Source organism: Chryseobacterium sp. 3008163, from assembly GCF_003669035.1.
GTDB lineage: Bacteria > Bacteroidota > Bacteroidia > Flavobacteriales > Weeksellaceae > Chryseobacterium.
This window is the reverse complement of sequence record NZ_CP033070.1, coordinates 1,127,568-1,146,023: the sequence shown is the minus strand read 5'-3', so window position 1 is coordinate 1,146,023 and position 18,456 is coordinate 1,127,568. Positions and strand designations below refer to the sequence as shown.

Sequence of the window (18,456 nt, the reverse complement as noted above, 5' to 3'; positions counted from 1 at the left end):
GTAAAACCTCTGTAAATCGGGACGCTGAACTTGATTTTTTTGTAACTTTCGGTTTTTAAAATTTATAAAAATGACTTCAAAGGAAAAAGTAGCTGCGCTCCGTGAGGAGATGCAAAAAAATAATGTTGATGCATTTATCATATATTCTGCCGACCCACATATGAGCGAATATCTGCCTGAAGAATGGCAGGAAAGGGCTTGGCTGTCGGGGTTTTTAGGTTCTGCTGGTTTTGTAGTGGTGACGAAAGATAAGGCTGGACTTTGGACTGACGGAAGATACTTCACTCAGGCTCCGATTGAATTGGCGGGATCAGGAATTGACCTTTTCAAAGACGGAATGGAAGGAACTCCAAACTATATTGACTGGATTATTTCTGAAATTCCTGCAACTGGTAAAGTGGCTGTGAATGCTTTGGCAACTTCTCATGCTAACTGGGAACTGCTTTTTGAAAAACTGAATGCCAAAAACATTACATTGGTTGACAATGCTTTACTAAAGAATGTTTGGAAAGAAAGAGGAGAAGCTTCAAAAAATCCTATTTATACCCATCCTATCGAAAGAGCAGGAAAGTCCGTGGTTGATAAAATTGCAGCGATCCGTCAAAAAATGGAAAGTAAGGAAGTTACTATTCACGTAATTTCGAGCCTTGATGATGTTGCATGGACATTGAATTTGAGAGGAAGCGATGTGGAAAGCAATCCTGTATTTTTAGGATACATTATTATTACGAAAAATGATGCAATCCTATTTACAGGTCTTGAAAAGATGGAGGTTGAAGCAAGAAAGCAAATGGATGAAGCATGGGTGAAGATGATGCCTTATGAAGAATTCTACAATCACCTGAGAACCATCAAAAACGAAAAAGTTTTAGTTTCACCGAATAGCAATCAATCGATTTTTGAGGCTTTAAAAATCGGAAATGAGTTTGTAAAAGCTGCTGTTCCGGGAAATCTGATGAAAGCTCAGAAAAATGAAACCGAGTTGGAAGGTTTCAGAAAAGTAATGGTGCGTGATGGCGTTGCGATGGTGAAATTCCTTTACTGGCTGACGCACAATGCTGGAAAAGAGGAGATGAATGAATATTCTATCGGTCAAAAACTGAAAGGCTTCCGTGCAGAAGGAGAAAATTTCGTGGGAGAAAGCTTTGGAAGCATCGTCGGGTATAAAGATAATGGTGCCATCATGCACTATTCTGCAAAAAAAGAAGGTAGCAAAGACGTAACGAATGATGCAACAATTTTAGTAGATTCCGGAGGTCAGTATTTAGAAGGAACAACTGATATTACAAGAACTTTTGCTTTAGGAACGGCTTCTGAAGAGTTTAAAACAAATTCTACTTTGGTTTTACAAGGATTAATCCGTCTGTCGATGGTGAGATTTCCTAAAGGGACGAGAGGCGTACAGTTGGATGCCATTGCAAGACTTCCTTTGTGGATGAATGCTAAAGATTTTAATCACGGAACAGGTCACGGTGTGGGAAGTTTTATGAATGTGCATGAAGGTCCACAAAACATCAGAAAAGATTTAAATCCTCAGGAATTGCTTGTGGGAATGGTTTGTTCGAATGAGCCCGGATATTATGTAGAAGGTGAATACGGAATCCGTCATGAGAACCTGATTGCCGTAAAAGAATCTAAAACTACAACTTCTGGAACTTTCTATGAGTTTGAAACGTTGACGTTCTGTCCGTTCTTCAAAGACACGATTACAAAAGATATTTTGTCTGTTGAAGAAATCAATTGGCTGAATGATTATCACAGAATTTGTGAAGAAAAATTGGCTCCGCATTTGGAAGGTGAAGTAAAAGATTGGTTCTTAGAACTGGTAAAACCTTTATAAGATAAAAATATAAACTGAAAGCCCTGCGTCGAATGATGTAGGGCTTTTTTTATTCTGACATTTTTCCGCGATAAAATTGGGGTGTTTTTCCTGTTTCGCAATCTGAACATTGATTTTATCTTTGGGATATCAAATTTTCAGCATCAAAACACTCACTATATACTTTAGATCAATTTTGTTTAAATCATCTCAGAAATGGGGTGATTTTTTTAATTTAAAACAATTATTCAGCATCTGGCTTTTAAACATCAAAAAACTGTATAATATTTGCTAATGAAATTATACAAAATCTTTCATGACCAAAATTTATTTTTTAGCACTCACTTTTTGCGGTTCATTAGTCTTTTCTCAGAAACGAGATTCAGCGACGTTAATTTCCGAAGTGCGAATTGATGCATATAAAAAACCAACTTCCTTCATCACTTCTACAAAATCAGTTTCTGTAGTTTCTGAAAATTTATTAAATCAAAATACACCGGAAAGATTGCTTGAATCTGTCAATCAGATTGCAGGAGCACGAATGGAAGAACGTTCACCAGGAAGTTACAGGATTTCTTTGCGTGGAAGCACTTTGAGATCGCCTTTTGGAGTGCGGAATGTAAAAGTGTATCTCGATGATTTTATTTTGTCTGATGCATCGGGAAATACCTATTTTAATCTCATCTCACCTGAATTAATTAACAGAGTGGAAATTTTTAAAGGTCCTGAAAGCGGCGATTTTGGAGCAGCAACCGGCGGAACAGTTTTGTTGCAGACACAGAATTCAGAAAAAACTACAGCCAATCTTTCTGGTGGAAGTTATGGAACTTTTAATGAAAGCGTAAATTTTTCAAAGCAGTTTGGGAAGCACTTTTTTCAGATTTTCCAAAATTATTATCGCACAGATTCTTACCGTGAACAGTCTGCTGTTGAAAGAAAACAGATATTTATTAAAGACAATTTTCAGTATTCAAAAAATGCAGAACTGAAAGCGATGATACTTCTTTCTGATATCGATTATCAGACTCCAGGCGGATTGACTTTAGAGCAAATGCAGCTTAATAGAAAACAGGCCAGACCAAAGACGGCAACTGTTCCTGGAGCAAAAGAACAAGATGCGGGAATCCGTAATAAAATGGTTTTAGCAGGAATTTCTCATGACTTTAAAATTATTCCAAATCTATCGCATTTTGTTTTGGTTCAGGGATCATATGTAGATTTTGAAAACCCGTTTATTACCAATTTTGAAAACCGTTTTGAGAGTAATTTTGCATTAAGAACTCATTTGAATTATCAGCAAAACTGGGAAAAAGTGTCTGCAGAATGGAGGTTGGGTTTTGAAGGCGGAACAAACAATATCTTCATTAAAAATTTTGATAATAATAAAGGAGTAGAAGGTGATCCGCAGAATTCTGATAAGCTTAAAAACAATTCGGGATTCTTTTTCGTTTCCCAGAAATTGAATTTTAACGAAAAACTATTTTCAGATATTTCCTTGAGTTTAAATTCAAATGCTTACAAATGGGAAAAGCTGTATCCTACGTCTGAAAATGGAAAAACAAAATTTAAAGATCAGTTGCTTCCCAATTTTGGACTGACCTATCTTATAGGAAAAGGTTTTTCGGTTCGGGGTAAAGTGGGAAAAGGAAATTCGGCACCGACCAATGAAGAAATCCGCTCATCCAATCAGGAATTTAATCTCAATCTCATTCCCGAATATGGCTGGAATAAAGAAATTGGGGTGAGAAAGCAGTTTGGGAATATATTGTTCGCAGAAGCAAATTATTTTGATTTCCGAATGAAAGATGCCATCGTGAGAAGACAAAATGAGCGTGGACAGGAATTTCTTGTGAATTCCGGTGCAACCGTTCAAAAAGGAATAGAATTACTTTTAGAATCTAAAAATTTCAATCTAAAAAATGATTTTCTAAGCAATTTTAAATTCAGATTTTCAGGAAGTTTCTACGATTTTAAATTTCAAAATTATCAGCAGGGAGAAACTGATTTCTCAGGAAATGATTTAACAGGAGTTCCAAAAACTACAATTAACAGTTTATTGAATTTTACTTTCTTTAATAAACTTTCAGTCGATTACTCGCATTTCTATACTTCAAAAATGCCTTTGAATGATGCAAATACGGTTTGGTCAGATTCCAATTTGATTGGGAATATCCAGTTTAGATTTCCTTTTGATATTGAAAACACAAGACTAAATTTATTTCTGCAAATTCAGAATTTGTATAATACCGATTACGTTTTAGGATTTGATGTCAACGCTTTTGGAAACCGTTACTATAATCCTGCTGCGAAAAGGAATTTTGTTTTGGGTGTGAAGGTTGATTTTTAATCTTTCTTTTTACCATCAATAAATTTGAATGCTTTTTTCAAATAATCTTCATTTGTTTTAGTTTCGTCAGTTGATTTTTCGATTTTGATATCAGGAAAAATTCCTTCACCAATTTTAGCATATTCCTTTCCCGTTCTGTCAACAATATTTCCGATGGTAAGCACAAGAAAAGAACCATCTGATAATTTGTATTCCTGATTTCCGGATGTTAAACCCTGAGTGTTTGTACCGATAAGATTTGCGTTTTTTTGACCTACAAATGCTGCGGTGATAAATTCAGCAGAACTTCCAGTAACTTTATTCACCAAGATAGCTATCGGCTTTTTTACGGCTTTTGGCTCTTTCTGTGTCAATTGAAATAACTGAGTTGCCGTGGAGCCTTCATAAAATCCACCATTTTTATAGTTGTAGTATTCAATCGCACCCTCAGCATCTTTTGTGCCGACCACATTTTTACTGTCCAGAAAAGGAGCAATTGCAGCATACATTGGATAAAGCATCCCTCCGAAATTTCCTCTCAAATCAATAATCCATCCCTTTGGATTGCGTTTTTGTAATTCATTCACTTTTACGTAAAAAGTGTTGATATACAAATTCCAGTCGCCTTTGTTGAACGAGCCAATATCGGGCAAACTGATGTAAGCATATTGATTTTCTAGCAATTCGCTTTTGATAACCGGAAATTCTTGCCCGGTTGCTTTGTACCCTAAAGTGTACGCTCTTACCATTTCTTCAGGATAAAAATTTGAGTGAGAGTCGTTTAAAGAACTTAAAGCGTTTTTTATGCTAGGGTAAGTTTCTTTAATAGTTTTAGCTTTTGAAGCTTCTGCTAAGGTCTTATTAAATATATCTTCCCAGTTGAGTTTAGATTTATTGACCGATTTATTTTTCATAATCTTTAGTGCTTTGGTGACATACATTTGAATGCTGTCTGCCTGAGCAAAAGTATGAACCGAACATAATGTAGATATGAATGTGAAGATGATAAGTTTTTTCATGTTGAATATGGAATAGTCAAATGTAAGATATTTTGTGATGAGTTTATTTCTGATTATAAAGAATGTTTCCTACAATCATCTCCGCATGAATTCTAGAGTTTTCAATAAACCAAAGGTGCGTGTCTTTTCCGCCACAAACCACACCTGCCAAATACAAGTTTGGGATATTGGTTTCCATAGTTTTAGAATCATAAACAGGATTTAAACATTCGCCCTGAAGGTCAATTCTTGAATTTTTCAGGAATTCAAAGTCTGGAAGATAGCCGGTCATTGCCAACACAAAGTCATTTTCAATTTCCTGAATTTTGCCATTTTCATTTTTAAAAATAACAGAGCTTTCCTTGATTTCTAACAATTCCGAATTGAAATGGGCTTTAATGCTTCCTTCTGCAATTCTGTTTTCAATATCAGGTTTTACCCAATATTTTACATTCTTAGAAATCTCAGAATGACGGATAATCATCGTCACTTCAGCACCTTTTCTATATGTTTCTAAAGCAGTATCAACAGAAGAATTGCTTGAGCCAACGACCACGATTTTTTGTTTAGCGTAAGGATAAGGTTCGGTGTAGTAATGTTTTACTTTTTCTAAATGTTCTCCGGGAATATTCATCAAATTTGGGATGTCGTAGAAACCTGTAGAAATGATGACGTTTTTTGCCAAATATTTTGATTTAGAAGTTTCAATTTCAAATATTTCTTCTTTTTTAGATATATTTAAAACCTTTTCATACAAATTGATATTCAGATTTTTCTGCCTCGCAATTCCCTGATAATATTCTAAAGCTTCTTGTCTTCCGGGTTTCGGAGCTGCAGAGATAAACGGAATTTCATCAATCTCTAATTTTTCGGCAGTCGAAAAAAATCTCATGTACAAAGGATAATTGTACAACGAATTGACAATGGTTCCTTTTTCTATGATCAAATAACTGAGGTTGTTTTTTTTGGCTTCCAAGGCGCAATTTAAACCGATGGGTCCGGCTCCGATAATCAGAATATCTACAATTTCCATATAACAAATTTACAAAAATAGGTAAAGCAAAAGACCGTGAGATAATGCTAAAAGACTAAAGTTTAAAATTGAAACTAAAAAAGCTCAACAAAACACTCTTACACCCTAACTCAATCGTGGCATTGGTTTTGGACTTTTTGTGAAAATTTTAGAATGAAAAAAGCTTTTGCCATATTTTCACTTTTATTGGCGTTATCATGTGAAAAAAAACAGGATAAAAATCCAGCGGTTGCCACAGATAATATTAAAAGGTCAAATGAAAGAACCGATACCAAACAAGATGCATTATCAACTGAAGTTGCATTGAAAAAAACTAACGATGAGCTTATTCAGGCTTTGAAAGTTGGCTACTATGATATTTTCGCAAACTACATCCATCCTGAAAAAGGAGTTCGATTTTCTATGTACGCATTCATTAATAAAAATGAAGACAAGCATTTTACAAAAACCGATTTTGAGAAATATCTTCCTACAAAAACCGTTTTTACATGGGGATCAAGGGATGGCTCTGGTGAAATTTATAAATCCACATTAGATAAATATCTTAAAGATTGGGTGTTTAAAAAAGACTTTACCAAATCTGAATATTCATTTAACCAATTTCGTGGTGGAGGTAATTCTCTGAATAATTTAAAAGAAATGTATCCCAATACCAATTTCACAGAAAATTTTATTCCCGGTTCAGAAAAATATGGAGGAATGGATTGGAATGCACTGCGCTTTGTCTTCGAAGAATTTGATGGTAAATATTATGTTGTTGCAGTTATCAACGATGAGTGGACAATATAATATTCCCCTTCTTTGAAGGGGTGGATTCAACGAAGTTGAAGACGGGGTAGTTTACAAAATCTTAGATAATTGTTTCGTTAAATTCCTTCTGGAAAACTGTTCAATATTTCCAGTATTTTCTAAAAGATTTCTGGCTTTCCAAAGTTCAAATTTCTCTGAGATAAATTGCTTAATCGTTTCAGAATCATGATAACCGAAATGCTTTCCGGCTTTTGTTTCATTTAAAATTTTTGAAACATCCGCGTCATTGGGACCAAACGAAATAATCTGTTTTCCGGTAGCCAAATATTCAAATATTTTCCCTGGGATAATTCCTTTTGAAGAATCGTTGGGGAAATTGGTAATCAGTAACATTGAAGAATTGGCCATCTCATCAATTGCTTTATCGTGTGAGAGATATCCGAGATTATCAATGTGATTTTTTAAGTTTGAATTTTCAATAGAACTTAAAATCTTATCATCAATTCTCCCGACAAATTTCAATTTGAAATTCTCTGCAAAATCATTATTTGTTTTCACTAAATCATCAAGTGTTTTCCAAAGGTTTTCAGGGTTTCTCAATTGTTCAAGAACGCCTATGTAGCTGAGCGTGAATTTTGCTTGAGAATTTGAAGGTTTGAGAGTTTTTGAGTTTGAGGAGTCGCTTTCATCAAAACCGTTTGTAATACACACTGCATTAGCTCCGTTTTTTCTGAAATTTTCAGCATCGGTATAGCTAGTGGCAAGAGTAATATCTGCATTTCTGAAAACCTCGCTTTCTAATTGACGGTGTTTTTTATCAGATTTATTGGTGAGTTTTAGATGTTTGTAGTACGAAATTTCTGTCCAGGGATCACGGAAATCTGCAATCCATTTGATATTAGGGAATTTCTTTTTTAAATTTAAACCAATCAAATGCAATGAGTGTGGAGGCCCAGAAGTGACAACTACATCAATCTTGTTTATTTTTAAATATTGTTCTAAAAATTTCACAGAAGGATTTACCCAAAAAACTCTGGCATCGGGAATGAAAAAGTTTCCACGAACCCAAATTGATAATTTAGATTTCCAGCTCTGGTTATTTCCCACATCAAACTGTCCGGCCTTGAATTTTTTATTGCTTTTATTAAGCTTTTCCGCTAACTGATAAGGTTCCCAGATTTTAGTTTTTATAATTTCTAAATCTTTAGGAACATCTTTCATTAAACTTTCATCAATCAAAGGATAACTTGGATTTTCCGGGGTGAAGATGATTGGTTTCCAACCAAATTCCGGTAAATATTTTGCAAACTTTAACCACCGCTGAACGCCTGGTCCACCTGCAGGCGGCCAGTAGTAGGTGATGATAAGGATTTTTTTTCCTTGCATGGGTTGAAAAAATATTGTTGTCATTCTGAATGAAGCAAAGTGTAATGAAGAATCTCTTTAAATTCCATCATTCAAAAATTTCCAAGTAGGATTAAATTCTTTTATTAGGTTGTTTTTTTTAATTCTTGTCCAACCTTTTATTTGTTTTTCTCTTTTGATCGCAGTTTCAATGTCACTAAATTGCTCGAAGTAGATTAAATAAAAGCATTTGTATTTAGTGGTGAAATGTTTATCAATTGCTTCAGGATTTTGATGCTAGTACAATCTAATTTTTAAGTCATTAGTTACTCCTGTATATAATACCGTTTTTATTTTATTAGTTAAAATATAAACGTAGTAATTATGAGTTCCTAAAGTTTTCATGTTCTTAAGATGTTTTTGCGATTCTTCACTTCGCTTTGCTCCATTCAGAATGACAGAATATTAAATCTTTTCTTCAATCAAAACTTCTTTCTTTTTACTTTTATTCAGCCAGAAAATTCCAAAAGCGCTCAGAGCAACAAACAATCCAAAACATAGCATTGAGATCCATTTTCCTGTAGCAATAACTTCCGGTTCAAAAATCATTCTGATGCTGTGTTCTCCGGCAGGAACATGTATTGCACGCAACAAATAATCTGCTTTAATATACGGAACTTCTTTTCGTCAACAAACATTTTCCAGCCATGAGGATAATAAATCTCTGAAAATACAGCTAACTGTGGAGTTTTCGATTGAGATTTAAACTCTAGTTCGTTGGCTTCATATTTTGTTAAATTAATGGAAGCTGTAGAATCTGCCTGAACTTGTTTTCCGCTCAAATAAGCTTTATCTGAAACGTTGATAACTGCTGTTTTCTTAGAATCGATGTTTCCAAGCGATTTTATTTCTTCATCAGGAGTATTTACAAATTTTACATCAGCAACAAACCATGCATTTCCGTTGGCATTAGGATTCGGAACGACCTGTGGTTCCTGCGGATTTCCGAAAACCATGTATTTGGTATTCAGTAAATTCAGAATTTTCGGTGTTTTTACGCTATCTACATTTGAAATGTATTCATTCATTAAATCATCATAGCGTCTCAGTCTCACTGCATGATAACCACCGATGGATGATTTAAAATAAGACGTATTCGTTTCACTCGTTACTCCCAAAACCTGGTTGTAAACTCGGTAATGTTTTTTGTCTTTTTCAGCAATCGTTTCCAAAGTTTTATTAACAGGAATACTTGCCATAATAGACTGTAAATTCGGATTATCACCTACTTTTTCGGCTAAATAGTCTGAACCTTCTGTCTGGAAAGGGTTTTCGGCGAAGATTTTGTCAACGTAATTTTCGTCATTCAGATAACGTTTGTTTACTGTCCATAAATCAAATAAACTTACTGCACCGATGATAATCAAAGCAACATTCTGATTCAGTTTTTGTTTTAAACTAAAGAATAAAACAGATGCTGTGATTCCTACATAAAGTAGCGCTTTAATCGCATCAATTCTGAATAATTTAAATCTTTCATCAGTTAAATAATCTAACAAGAAAGGTGGTAAATATGTTTTCTCGTTATCCGTATGGAAACCTAATAAAGCCTTCCCGAAAACAATCAATAGTAAAGTTAAACCTAAAACCCCACCGCTTACATATGTCAGAATTTTCTTTTTGTAATCTTCCTCTAAAGTTGAATCTGTGTAAAATCTGTACAAACCGATTATCGCAACCAATGGGAATAATAATTCTACCACAACCAAAATCGAAGATGGTGCTCTAAATTTGCTGTAAAAAGGAACGTATTCAATGAAGAAATCTGAAAGCGGCATGAAGTTGCTTCCCCAAGCCAATAAAATGGTCAGAATTGTTGCTCCAAGAATCCAGTAGCGGTATTTTTTCCAGGCAAAAAAGAAACCTAATAATGCAAGGAAACAAACGATAGCACCTTGATACGCTGGTCCCGAAGTTCCAGGTTGGTCGCCCCAATAGGTAATGCTACCAAAACCTTTAGAAATTCTGTCATATTCAGCCTGAGAAGTCACGTTGTCTTGTACCAATTGCTGCACATTTTCCATCATTTCTTTTCCTTCAGGCTCCTGACTTCCGCCTCCCATCAATCTTGGGATAAAAAGATTTAAAGTTTCCAGTTTACCATAACTCCACATCAGGATACTTTTTTTATCCATCCCTATATCTCCGGCGGTGTGGTCTTCGGTATTTAAAATCTGTTTTCCTCTTACGGTTTCTTTGATGTACTCAGAGTTTGCCATGATTCGCTGAGAGTTCATTCCAACACCAATGGCTAAAGCACCAGCAATAATTCCTGACGAAATCAGGAAATGTTTCATCGGAGTTTTATTTAGGATGGCTCTGATTAATTCAGATAAAAATAAAAATCCTAATCCCAAAAATAGATAATAGGTCATCTGTGGATGATTGGCGGCCACTTGCAGTCCGAAGAATAGGGTAGTGACAATAAAACCGAGGACGTATTTTTTTCTAATATACACCAATAAAATTCCGGCTAAAAGTGGTGCGAAATATTCAATGGTATTGACTTTTCCGTTGTGTCCGGCGGCAATAATAATGTAAAAATAGGTTGAGAGTCCGAAAAATGTAGCCCCCAAAAGTGCATATTTCCAGTTTCTTACAGCGACCATCCCTAAAAGGAAAAATCCTGAAAATAAAAGGAATAAATAGTTGACAGGTCTCGGAAGAATATTCAGATAACTGTCTAGTTTTTTGATAATATCACCTTCAAAACGGCTTCCCATTTGGTAAGTCGGCATTCCTCCAAACATAGAGTCACTCCAATACGTTTCTTTGTCGTAAGTGTCTCTGTAATCGATGAGTTCTTTTGCTCCGCCACGATACTGAACGATATCATGCTGGAAAAGCTGCTTGCCCGTAAAAACAGGAGTGGAATATAAAAATGCTAAAACTAAGAATGCGATGATGGAAATCGCAATATAAATTAAGTTTTTATTTTTCGCCATTTTGGTTATTAAGTTGATATTTAATTGAGAAGTTCTGATTTTTTAAGAATCAGTCATTTAGATTCGTTTTGTTTCTAACGCAAAGTCCGCAAAGATTTTTTGACTACTATCTGCATAGATTTAAGTTCGCAAAGGCGTTTCACTCAGCAAAGTTCACAAAGATTTATTAATGATTCGCACTGTTTTTATCTTTCACTTCCTCATAGTCCACAGTTTCTGCGTCCCATTTTACTTTCTTTTCAATATTCGTGTTTGAGTTTTTAGGTTCTTGATTCGGAACGTTGTTAGGTTTAAAGCCTGTGTATTTATAAAAAGATTTAAAGAAGATTCTTTTTAAAATATTCCAAACAAAAAAAATAATAATAGTACCGAGTATTAACTCAAAAAGGAATTTCATAAAATAATTAATTTAATATTCAATGTTTACTATTCAAGATTGAACGTTTGTTTGCGATGACTCAATAACATTAAAACTCTCATACCTTATTTCGCTGCGGGATTCACCATTACTGAAGAATTTGACACACTTTTCATGCTCTGAGACTGTTTTCCGTCTGAAATTGTTTCAATCTGAGTTGTTTTTACCGTGATATTCTGATTAGTAATCCAACCTGTATTTTGATCAAATTTGATGGTTCCGTTTTGTGCCAGTTCACTGCTCATGCTGTGAGTCATTTCGCCTTGAGATTTTTTCTCTTCTTTTTTCGGAATTCCACCGTTTACAGAGATTTCAGCAATGCCATTTCCTACGCTTTTTAAAACATAGTTTGATGTTACTTTAAATTTTCCAGTTTCGTCTGCACTTTCACTCGTTGTCCATTTTTCACCGATTTTAACTCCTTTCTTAGGAATAATCGTTAAGTTTTTTGCAAACTGATCCTTTAAAACTTTTTCGTTAAAGCTTTGTTTTAGACCTGCAACGGCACTTGCTTTTTGGTTAGCATCTTTGATAAGCGTTCCCAATGCATTGGATATTTTTGTGTAAATAGCATCAAAACCTGTGATAGAAATCACATTTCCTTTGCTGTCCATCTTCATGTTCAGTTTGTTTCCGGTCAAAGCACGATTTACATTCCAGATCATTTTCAAATTATCTTCTTTAGGAATCGGCAATTTTGTATCAACAATTATTGTCTTTCCGTCAGCACTTTGAGAATTTCTTTTTCCGATCAGGTTGATGGTGATATCATAAACTCCTCCTTTCACATCGTTTACGGTAAAGCTCATTTCATCGGTTGATTCGCTGGTTCCGTTCAGGGTTTTTCCTGATGGGTCAGTCATCGTTTTTACATCTCTCTGGTAAGTTGTCAGAGGATAAGTTTTTCCTTTTTCAAGTTTAAAAGATTGAGTAAAAAATCCCAAAGAGTCTTTGATTGCAGGGTTTGCTTTTACTTCAGCCACAGAATCTGCAGGAACTTCAACGGTGATTGTTTTTCCGGTTTTAGGATCAACTTTAGTGATGGTTGCCGTCTCTTTCTTACAAGAAATAATTGCTAAAGAGATGAGTGCTAATGCTGCTATATTTTTCATAAATAGTATTCTGATTTTAAGAAATCTTCTCCCTTTTCAAAGTAGGGATGTGAATTTTTCTTTTTTTAATTTAAATGTGATTAATTAATTTTCACCAATTTCTGTCTCATTGCCTCGTAAAGAATAGCTCCACAAGCAACAGAAACGTTCAGTGACTGTGTTTTTCCTTCAATCGGAAGTTTGATTTTTTCGTCAGAATGATGAAGCACTTCTTTTGAAATACCGGTTTCTTCATTCCCCATCACGATTGCGCAAGGTTCAGTGAAATTAACATCGTAAATCAATTTTTGCGCTTTTTCAGTTGCTGCATAAACAGCGACTCCGCTTTGTTGAAGATAATCTACAACGTGAGCTAAATTATTCTCTTTGCAAATTTTAATATTGTACATCGCTCCCGCAGAAGTTTTGATTGCATCAGAATTGATTGGCGCTCCACCTTTTTCTGGAATGACAACGGCATGAATTCCTACACATTCTGCTGTTCTGCAGATGGCTCCAAAGTTTCTGACGTCAGTTAATCGGTCTAAGATTAATATAAAGGGCACTTTCCCTTCCTCAAATAATTCGGGAATGATGTTTTCAATTTTGTGAAAAGGGACATCTGAAATAAATGCCACCACACCTTGGTGGTTTTTTCTTGTAAAACGGTTCAGTTTTTCAACCGGAACATAGTTCGGACGAATTTTATATTTTGCTAAAACCGCTTTCAGTTCTGCATAAATTTCCCCCTGCAAAGCATTCTGCACAAAGATTTTATCAATTGTTTTTCCAGCTTCAATCGCTTCTAATACGGGACGTAGCCCAAATATAAAATCGTCTTTTTTACTAGGTTCTGAATTTCTAAATTCAGGTTTTGAGTTCTTATGTTGAAAATCTTCCAAAATTTTTATTTTATTTTTTTTAATGAATAAACTTCGTTATTCAAACTTATTTTACTTTACTCTTTTAAGACTTTTCTCCTAAAATTGCTCTCTTTATCGCCATTGCATAGCCATAGTGCAGGCTTTCATGCATATTATTAAAAATGATAGCATCCTGAATGCTTTTCAAATCCATCCCAAAACTTGTGGTGTAGGGTGTGTAATCTGAAAAGAAATCGCTGTCATAATCTTTCATTAAAATCTTTGAAGTTTCGGTTAATAGAAATTCCAAATCTTCCACTTCAGACTTCTGCACATTCAGATTGGGCATCGTTCCTTTTTTGTAGGTTTCGATCCAATAATTATCAATTCTGAACGGATTTCCGCTTAGGTAATAATGCAGCAATTGCTGTGTGGCAACGGTGTGGGCAATATTCCAATACAGATTGTTATTAAAACCATCGGGGATTAATAAAAGGTCTTCGTGAGAAGTGTCCCGCAAGATATCCAAAAGGTTTTTTCTAACCTGTCTGTGAGCTTGAAAATGATAATTCATGTTTCAAAAATTTAATCACCAAAATAGTTTAATAAACTGAAAATGACAATTTTTGAATGAAGTATAAAAGTTAAATTTTTTTAAATTTTAAAGATAAATTGAATTTTTAAACAAAAGCGCATTAAAAAACCTCCTATGGAGAATATCCAAAAGGAGGTTTTTAGCTTTTTAAATCTAGTTGATTGGAATGATTTTTAAAATAAAATTATTTTAGTTTTAGGTATTTTATTTTTTGATGATTTTATGTTTGAAAGTTGTACCATCTTTCAAAACAATATTTAAAATATACACTCCAGTGTTGTATGAAGAAATATTTATTTTACTTTCTTTAAAATTTTCTGTTAGTTTTCTTCCATCCATACTGAAAAGAGTCATTGAAGCTACATCTATTTTTGATTTTATATTAACGAAATCAGAAGTAGGATTAGGGTAAATGCTAACATCTATTGATTTGATGTCTTTTACATCCATATTAGCACTATTTTTACTTTGCATGTAAACAGATAGAAAAACATCTCCTTGTTGTTGGTTGAAAACAGCTGCTGGTATTGTATGTTTAAGGGTGTGGGTTCCTGCGGTCATATTAGTCATTGTAAAACTTCTGATAGGCACAGCATCACCGGGACACCAGTTATTCCAGGCAGTCCAGTCGGCAGTTGAACTAGGGGTGCTGCCATAGATTCCGTTCCCTTGTGTATTGTAAACCCTAAATGGTTCGCAAGAAGTTCCTCCAGGTTTATAGGTAAGCATTTGTACATCATCTATATAGGTGAAGTTATCTCTTCTCACATATTCTTCACCACCAGCATTTGCACCATGAGGTGTAGATATTACGAAAAACTGAGCATCTGTAATTGCATTGGGTAGATTGAACGTTGTAATTCTCACAGTCTGTCCTGGGACATCTGTGCTATTATAATTATTTAATTTGCTGTAATTTAATATTGGGGTGAGGTTATTGTAACTTGTTGGAGTTGCGCCTGCATTCGTGGAGAAAAAAGTAAGTGTTCCTGTAAAAACATCATTCCTGCCTGAGCATCCTGCAATTTCAGTTTGTGCTGCGTAAGGAACACCGAAAACATCAAGTTCCATATACATGTCGTAAGTGCTTCGCAATGCTGCATCATGAAACACATTATACAAATTACTTATATTATAGGTGTAAGGAACTTCTAAAGGCGAAACATTTTTATTCATAAAAGGAGTAATGTATCTAGCTACCTCAATCCTTTTCACATTTGCATCATTTATGGTATATGTAGGTTGGTTTTTTGGAACCATGGCTAAAAAAACACTTCCCAATCGGTCATAATTATCACACAAAGCTCCAATGGTTACTCTCATAGCAATCTTTGCTTTAAAGCCATCCAACTCAACGTCTGTCATTTTTCTCGCATACCTCGCATTTGTTAACCGAATGAGACCTGTAGGTACAGGTTGAGATACTAAAGCTGCATAACCATCGTAATAAACTGCTTCGGAAACGATATTCGTTCTTGTAGTTTGTGAATTAAAAAATCCCGTGATTAAAACGCTTAAAAAAAATAGCTTTTTATACATACCATTAGTATTTGTAGAGTTGTGTGCAAATGTATCAAAAATATATTAAAAAAAATAAATATTTATAATTAAATTATCATAATCAATTGCGAATAATCAAAATAAATTATTAAATTCGCACATTATTAACTATTGATCTATTAAAGATGAGAAAGAAATTACTTTTATTTTTATTGCTGGCGACTTTGATGTCTAATGCCCAAATAAATTTAAACATTGGAAGCACAGATGTAGGAGTAGCGCCTGTAAGTAGTTTTTTTTCGTACTCTTACGTTCAGCAGATATATCCTAAACAAGAAATAAATGCTAATTCTGCAGGGAATATTACAGGTCTAATATTTTATGTAGATCCTTCAGTAACTATCTCAGACTCTTCAGATTGGACTGTATATCTTGGTCTTAGTACAAAAACCGCTTTCACTTCTAATACAGATTGGGTTCCTGTAACGCAGCTTACTCAAGTATTTACAGGAACGGTAACTAATAATAATGGTCAGGTTGTGGTTACCTTTCCAACCCCATTTGCTTATAATAATATAGATAATTTAATAATTGCTACAAAAGAAAACTCGCAAAGTATTGATATTAATAATTTCAACGAAGTTTTCCGTGTTTATCCGCATCTTCCATCTTCTACACTTTATTACACAAGAGATCTTGCAGTGGTTGACCCTGCATCTCCACCAGCAGGCTTGAGAGCTGGTTATAAATCGGCAGTTACAATTTCAGGACTAACTCCTAATACAACTCCTCCTTGCCCATTTGTTACCTATCCGGCAAATAATCAGCAGATGGTTCTTTTATCTCCTATTATTAAATGGCTTCCGGTACCTGGAGCAAATTCTTATAAAGTTTCAATAGGAACTAGTGCGGGAGCTACAGATGTTGTTAATCAGCAGGTAGTACTCACTAATAATTTCACTCCATCTACTCCTCTTGTTCAAAATACAAATTATTACTTGAGGGTTACTTCTGTTTCAGGTGGCTTAGAATCTTCTGGTTGTACGGATGTTGTTTTTAAAACTATTCCACCACCACCGGCTAATGATGTTTGTTCGGGTGCTTTAGTAGCCACTGTTTTTCCTTATGTTTACACGCAAGCTGACGCTGCATCAGCTACTAATAATACTGGATTTATAACTACTTGTCCTGATGCGATGAATGACGGTACTTGGTTTAAATTCACAGGAGATGGTGGTCAGTTTAATATTAAAGTAACTATGCCTGCAAGTAGTGCTGATTTTGATCCTCAAATGGGAGTTTACAGAGGTAGTTGCGGTAGTTTAATATGCGTTGGTACATTAGATAATAACGGCGGTGGCGGTATGGAATCTGCTAATTTGACTACTACAGCGGGTACAGTTTATTATATCAATGTAGGATCTTACGAGGAAACGGTAGATGTTCCAGAAAATGTATTCACTTTTACTATCACGAAACTATAATAAATAACTTATACTGTTTAAGAATTCATCCTGTTTGTCAAACTGATAAACAGGATGAATTTTTTTATAACCGCAAAAAAATCAATATATCATGTTGATTATCTTATTAGCTGTAAAAATATTTAACAAATTTTAACTCAAAAATGGCATTCATTGTGTTGATTAATGCAAGTATTTATCAGAAATTTACCACTTATTTTAATTTAAACTATGTCAGATTCATATCAAGCAGAAGACATTCGTCAACTCACAGAAAAAGTAAGAGAACAGAATTATTTCTTTTCACTTTTGAGGCAGGAAATCAACAAAGTAATTATCGGACAAGAATACATGATAGACCGACTTTTGGTTGGGCTTCTCGGTAATGGTCACGTTTTACTTGAAGGGGTTCCCGGGTTGGCAAAAACATTGGCGATAAAAACCTTGGCGGAGGCTGTTCATGGTGATTTTTCAAGAATTCAGTTTACGCCAGATTTGCTTCCTGCAGATGTTGTGGGAACGATGATTTATAATATTAAAGAAAACGATTTTTCTATAAAAAGAGGTCCTGTTTTCGCGAACTTCGTGCTTGCTGATGAGATCAACAGGGCTCCGGCAAAGGTTCAGTCGGCACTTTTGGAGGTGATGCAGGAAAAGCAGGTGACGATTGGTGATGAAACGATGCATCTTCCAAAACCATTTTTAGTTTTGGCAACGCAAAACCCGATTGACCAAGAAGGAACTTATTTGTTGCCTGAAGCACAAAGCGATCGTTTCATGCTGAAATGTACTATTGATTATCCCGAGTTTGAGGATGAGAGAAAAGTGATGAGAATGGTTTCTACATCCCATCAGTACGATGTAAAACCTGTGATTTCTTTGCAAAATATTGTTGAAGCTAAGTCAATCGTCAACCAGATTTATTTGGATGAAAAAATTGAGAAATATATTCTCGATATGGTTTTTGCAACCCGTTTTCCGGAAAGATATGGTCTTTCAGAATTGAAGAATTATATCAGTTTCGGAGCTTCACCAAGAGCATCGATCAACTTGGCAATCGCTTCAAGAGCGTACGCATTTTTAAAAGGAAGAGCATTTGTAATTCCTGAAGATGTAAAAGAATTGGCAAAAGATGTCTTAAGACACAGAATTGGATTAACCTTTGAGGCTGAAGCCGAAGAAATTACTTCTGAGGAAATTGTGAATAGAATTTTGGCTAAAATACAAGCGCCATAAATAATGTAGCAATTT

The 18,456-nt window shown here is 34.8% G+C and carries 13 protein-coding genes and 2 pseudogenes; 5 read left to right on the top strand and 10 right to left on the bottom strand.

Annotation, left to right across the window (positions count from 1 at the left end):
- The first annotated feature begins 70 nt into the window (after positions 1-70).
- A complete protein-coding gene (locus EAG08_RS05065; protein WP_129534513.1) occupies positions 71-1,840 on the top strand; it encodes an aminopeptidase P family protein in 1,770 nt (589 codons plus the stop codon).
- 295 nt (positions 1,841-2,135) lie between these two features.
- Complete coding sequence (locus tag EAG08_RS05060; RefSeq protein ID WP_129534512.1) at positions 2,136-4,166, top strand: TonB-dependent receptor; 2,031 nt, start codon at positions 2,136-2,138, stop codon at positions 4,164-4,166.
- Here the strand turns inward: EAG08_RS05060 and EAG08_RS05055 are convergent.
- Both EAG08_RS05055 and EAG08_RS05050 read right to left on the bottom strand, forming a co-directional pair.
- Positions 4,163-5,164 (bottom strand): S41 family peptidase, encoded by a 1,002-nt coding sequence (locus tag EAG08_RS05055; protein WP_129534511.1) that lies wholly within the window; start codon positions 5,162-5,164, stop codon positions 4,163-4,165. The two genes, EAG08_RS05060 and EAG08_RS05055, sit on opposite strands and share 4 nt — an antisense overlap.
- Before the next feature lie 43 nt (positions 5,165-5,207).
- Entirely contained in the window at positions 5,208-6,176 is a 969-nt protein-coding gene (locus EAG08_RS05050; protein WP_129534510.1) for a YpdA family putative bacillithiol disulfide reductase, read from the bottom strand.
- 153 nt (positions 6,177-6,329) lie between these two features.
- On the opposite strand from EAG08_RS05050, the gene EAG08_RS05045 reads away from it, so the two are divergent.
- On the top strand, positions 6,330-6,965 hold the full coding sequence (locus EAG08_RS05045; protein WP_129534509.1) for a hypothetical protein: 636 nt from the start codon (positions 6,330-6,332) through the stop codon (positions 6,963-6,965).
- Positions 6,966-7,016: 51 nt separating this feature from the next.
- Here the strand turns inward: EAG08_RS05045 and EAG08_RS05040 are convergent, their stop codons facing one another.
- The 8 genes and pseudogenes from EAG08_RS05040 to EAG08_RS05005 all read right to left on the bottom strand — a co-directional run bounded on the left by EAG08_RS05040 (position 7,017) and on the right by EAG08_RS05005 (position 15,781).
- Positions 7,017-8,312 carry a glycosyl transferase family 1 gene (locus EAG08_RS05040; RefSeq protein ID WP_129537217.1) on the bottom strand — a complete coding sequence of 432 codons (1,296 nt, stop codon included), beginning with the start codon at positions 8,310-8,312 and terminating at the stop codon, positions 7,017-7,019.
- A 57-nt stretch (positions 8,313-8,369) separates the two neighbouring features.
- Positions 8,370-8,675, bottom strand: a pseudogene (locus EAG08_RS23100) (GIY-YIG nuclease family protein).
- A gap of 60 nt (positions 8,676-8,735) precedes the next feature.
- Positions 8,736-11,275: pseudogene (locus tag EAG08_RS05030) on the bottom strand (YfhO family protein).
- 166 nt (positions 11,276-11,441) lie between these two features.
- A complete protein-coding gene (locus tag EAG08_RS05025) occupies positions 11,442-11,672 on the bottom strand; it encodes a hypothetical protein (RefSeq protein WP_129534508.1) in 231 nt (76 codons plus the stop codon).
- A gap of 86 nt (positions 11,673-11,758) precedes the next feature.
- Complete coding sequence (locus EAG08_RS05020; RefSeq protein WP_129534507.1) at positions 11,759-12,805, bottom strand: DUF6263 family protein; 1,047 nt, start codon at positions 12,803-12,805, stop codon at positions 11,759-11,761.
- Between the two features lie 80 nt (positions 12,806-12,885).
- Positions 12,886-13,686 carry a 23S rRNA (guanosine(2251)-2'-O)-methyltransferase RlmB gene (gene rlmB / locus EAG08_RS05015; protein ID WP_129534506.1) on the bottom strand — a complete coding sequence of 267 codons (801 nt, stop codon included), beginning with the start codon at positions 13,684-13,686 and terminating at the stop codon, positions 12,886-12,888.
- Positions 13,687-13,750: 64 nt separating this feature from the next.
- The gene (locus EAG08_RS05010) at positions 13,751-14,221 is read right to left on the bottom strand and encodes a DinB family protein (RefSeq protein WP_129534505.1); all 471 of its coding nucleotides are present in this window, start codon (positions 14,219-14,221) and stop codon (positions 13,751-13,753) included.
- 225 nt (positions 14,222-14,446) lie between these two features.
- Positions 14,447-15,781: a peptide-N-glycosidase F-related protein gene (locus EAG08_RS05005; protein WP_129534504.1), complete on the bottom strand. Its 1,335-nt coding sequence runs from the start codon at positions 15,779-15,781 to the stop codon at positions 14,447-14,449.
- Between the two features lie 146 nt (positions 15,782-15,927).
- Here EAG08_RS05005 and EAG08_RS05000 point away from each other — a divergent pair, with 146 nt between their 5' ends.
- Both EAG08_RS05000 and EAG08_RS04995 read left to right on the top strand, forming a co-directional pair.
- Positions 15,928-17,226, top strand: a complete 1,299-nt coding sequence (locus tag EAG08_RS05000; RefSeq protein ID WP_129534503.1) for a hypothetical protein — start codon at positions 15,928-15,930, stop codon at positions 17,224-17,226.
- 210 nt (positions 17,227-17,436) lie between these two features.
- Positions 17,437-18,441, top strand: a complete 1,005-nt coding sequence (locus EAG08_RS04995; protein ID WP_047442535.1) for an AAA family ATPase — start codon at positions 17,437-17,439, stop codon at positions 18,439-18,441.
- Positions 18,442-18,456 lie beyond the last annotated feature (15 nt).

Excerpts from the sequence above, each read along its gene's own strand:
- EAG08_RS05060 (WP_129534512.1), top strand. The coding sequence starts at position 2,136 with ATGACCAAAATTTATTTTTTAGCACTCACTTTTTGCGGTTCATTAGTC.
- EAG08_RS05010 (WP_129534505.1), bottom strand. The coding sequence starts at position 14,221 with ATGAATTATCATTTTCAAGCTCACAGACAGGTTAGAAAAAACCTTTTG.
- EAG08_RS05065 (WP_129534513.1), top strand. The coding sequence starts at position 71 with ATGACTTCAAAGGAAAAAGTAGCTGCGCTCCGTGAGGAGATGCAAAAA.
- EAG08_RS05045 (WP_129534509.1), top strand. The coding sequence starts at position 6,330 with ATGAAAAAAGCTTTTGCCATATTTTCACTTTTATTGGCGTTATCATGT.
- EAG08_RS05055 (WP_129534511.1), bottom strand. The coding sequence starts at position 5,164 with ATGAAAAAACTTATCATCTTCACATTCATATCTACATTATGTTCGGTT.
- EAG08_RS05040 (WP_129537217.1), bottom strand. The coding sequence starts at position 8,312 with ATGCAAGGAAAAAAAATCCTTATCATCACCTACTACTGGCCGCCTGCA.
- EAG08_RS05020 (WP_129534507.1), bottom strand. The coding sequence starts at position 12,805 with ATGAAAAATATAGCAGCATTAGCACTCATCTCTTTAGCAATTATTTCT.
- EAG08_RS05000 (WP_129534503.1), top strand. The coding sequence starts at position 15,928 with ATGAGAAAGAAATTACTTTTATTTTTATTGCTGGCGACTTTGATGTCT.
- EAG08_RS05005 (WP_129534504.1), bottom strand. The coding sequence starts at position 15,781 with ATGTATAAAAAGCTATTTTTTTTAAGCGTTTTAATCACGGGATTTTTT.
- EAG08_RS05025 (WP_129534508.1), bottom strand. The coding sequence starts at position 11,672 with ATGAAATTCCTTTTTGAGTTAATACTCGGTACTATTATTATTTTTTTT.
- EAG08_RS04995 (WP_047442535.1), top strand. The coding sequence starts at position 17,437 with ATGTCAGATTCATATCAAGCAGAAGACATTCGTCAACTCACAGAAAAA.
- EAG08_RS05050 (WP_129534510.1), bottom strand. The coding sequence starts at position 6,176 with ATGGAAATTGTAGATATTCTGATTATCGGAGCCGGACCCATCGGTTTA.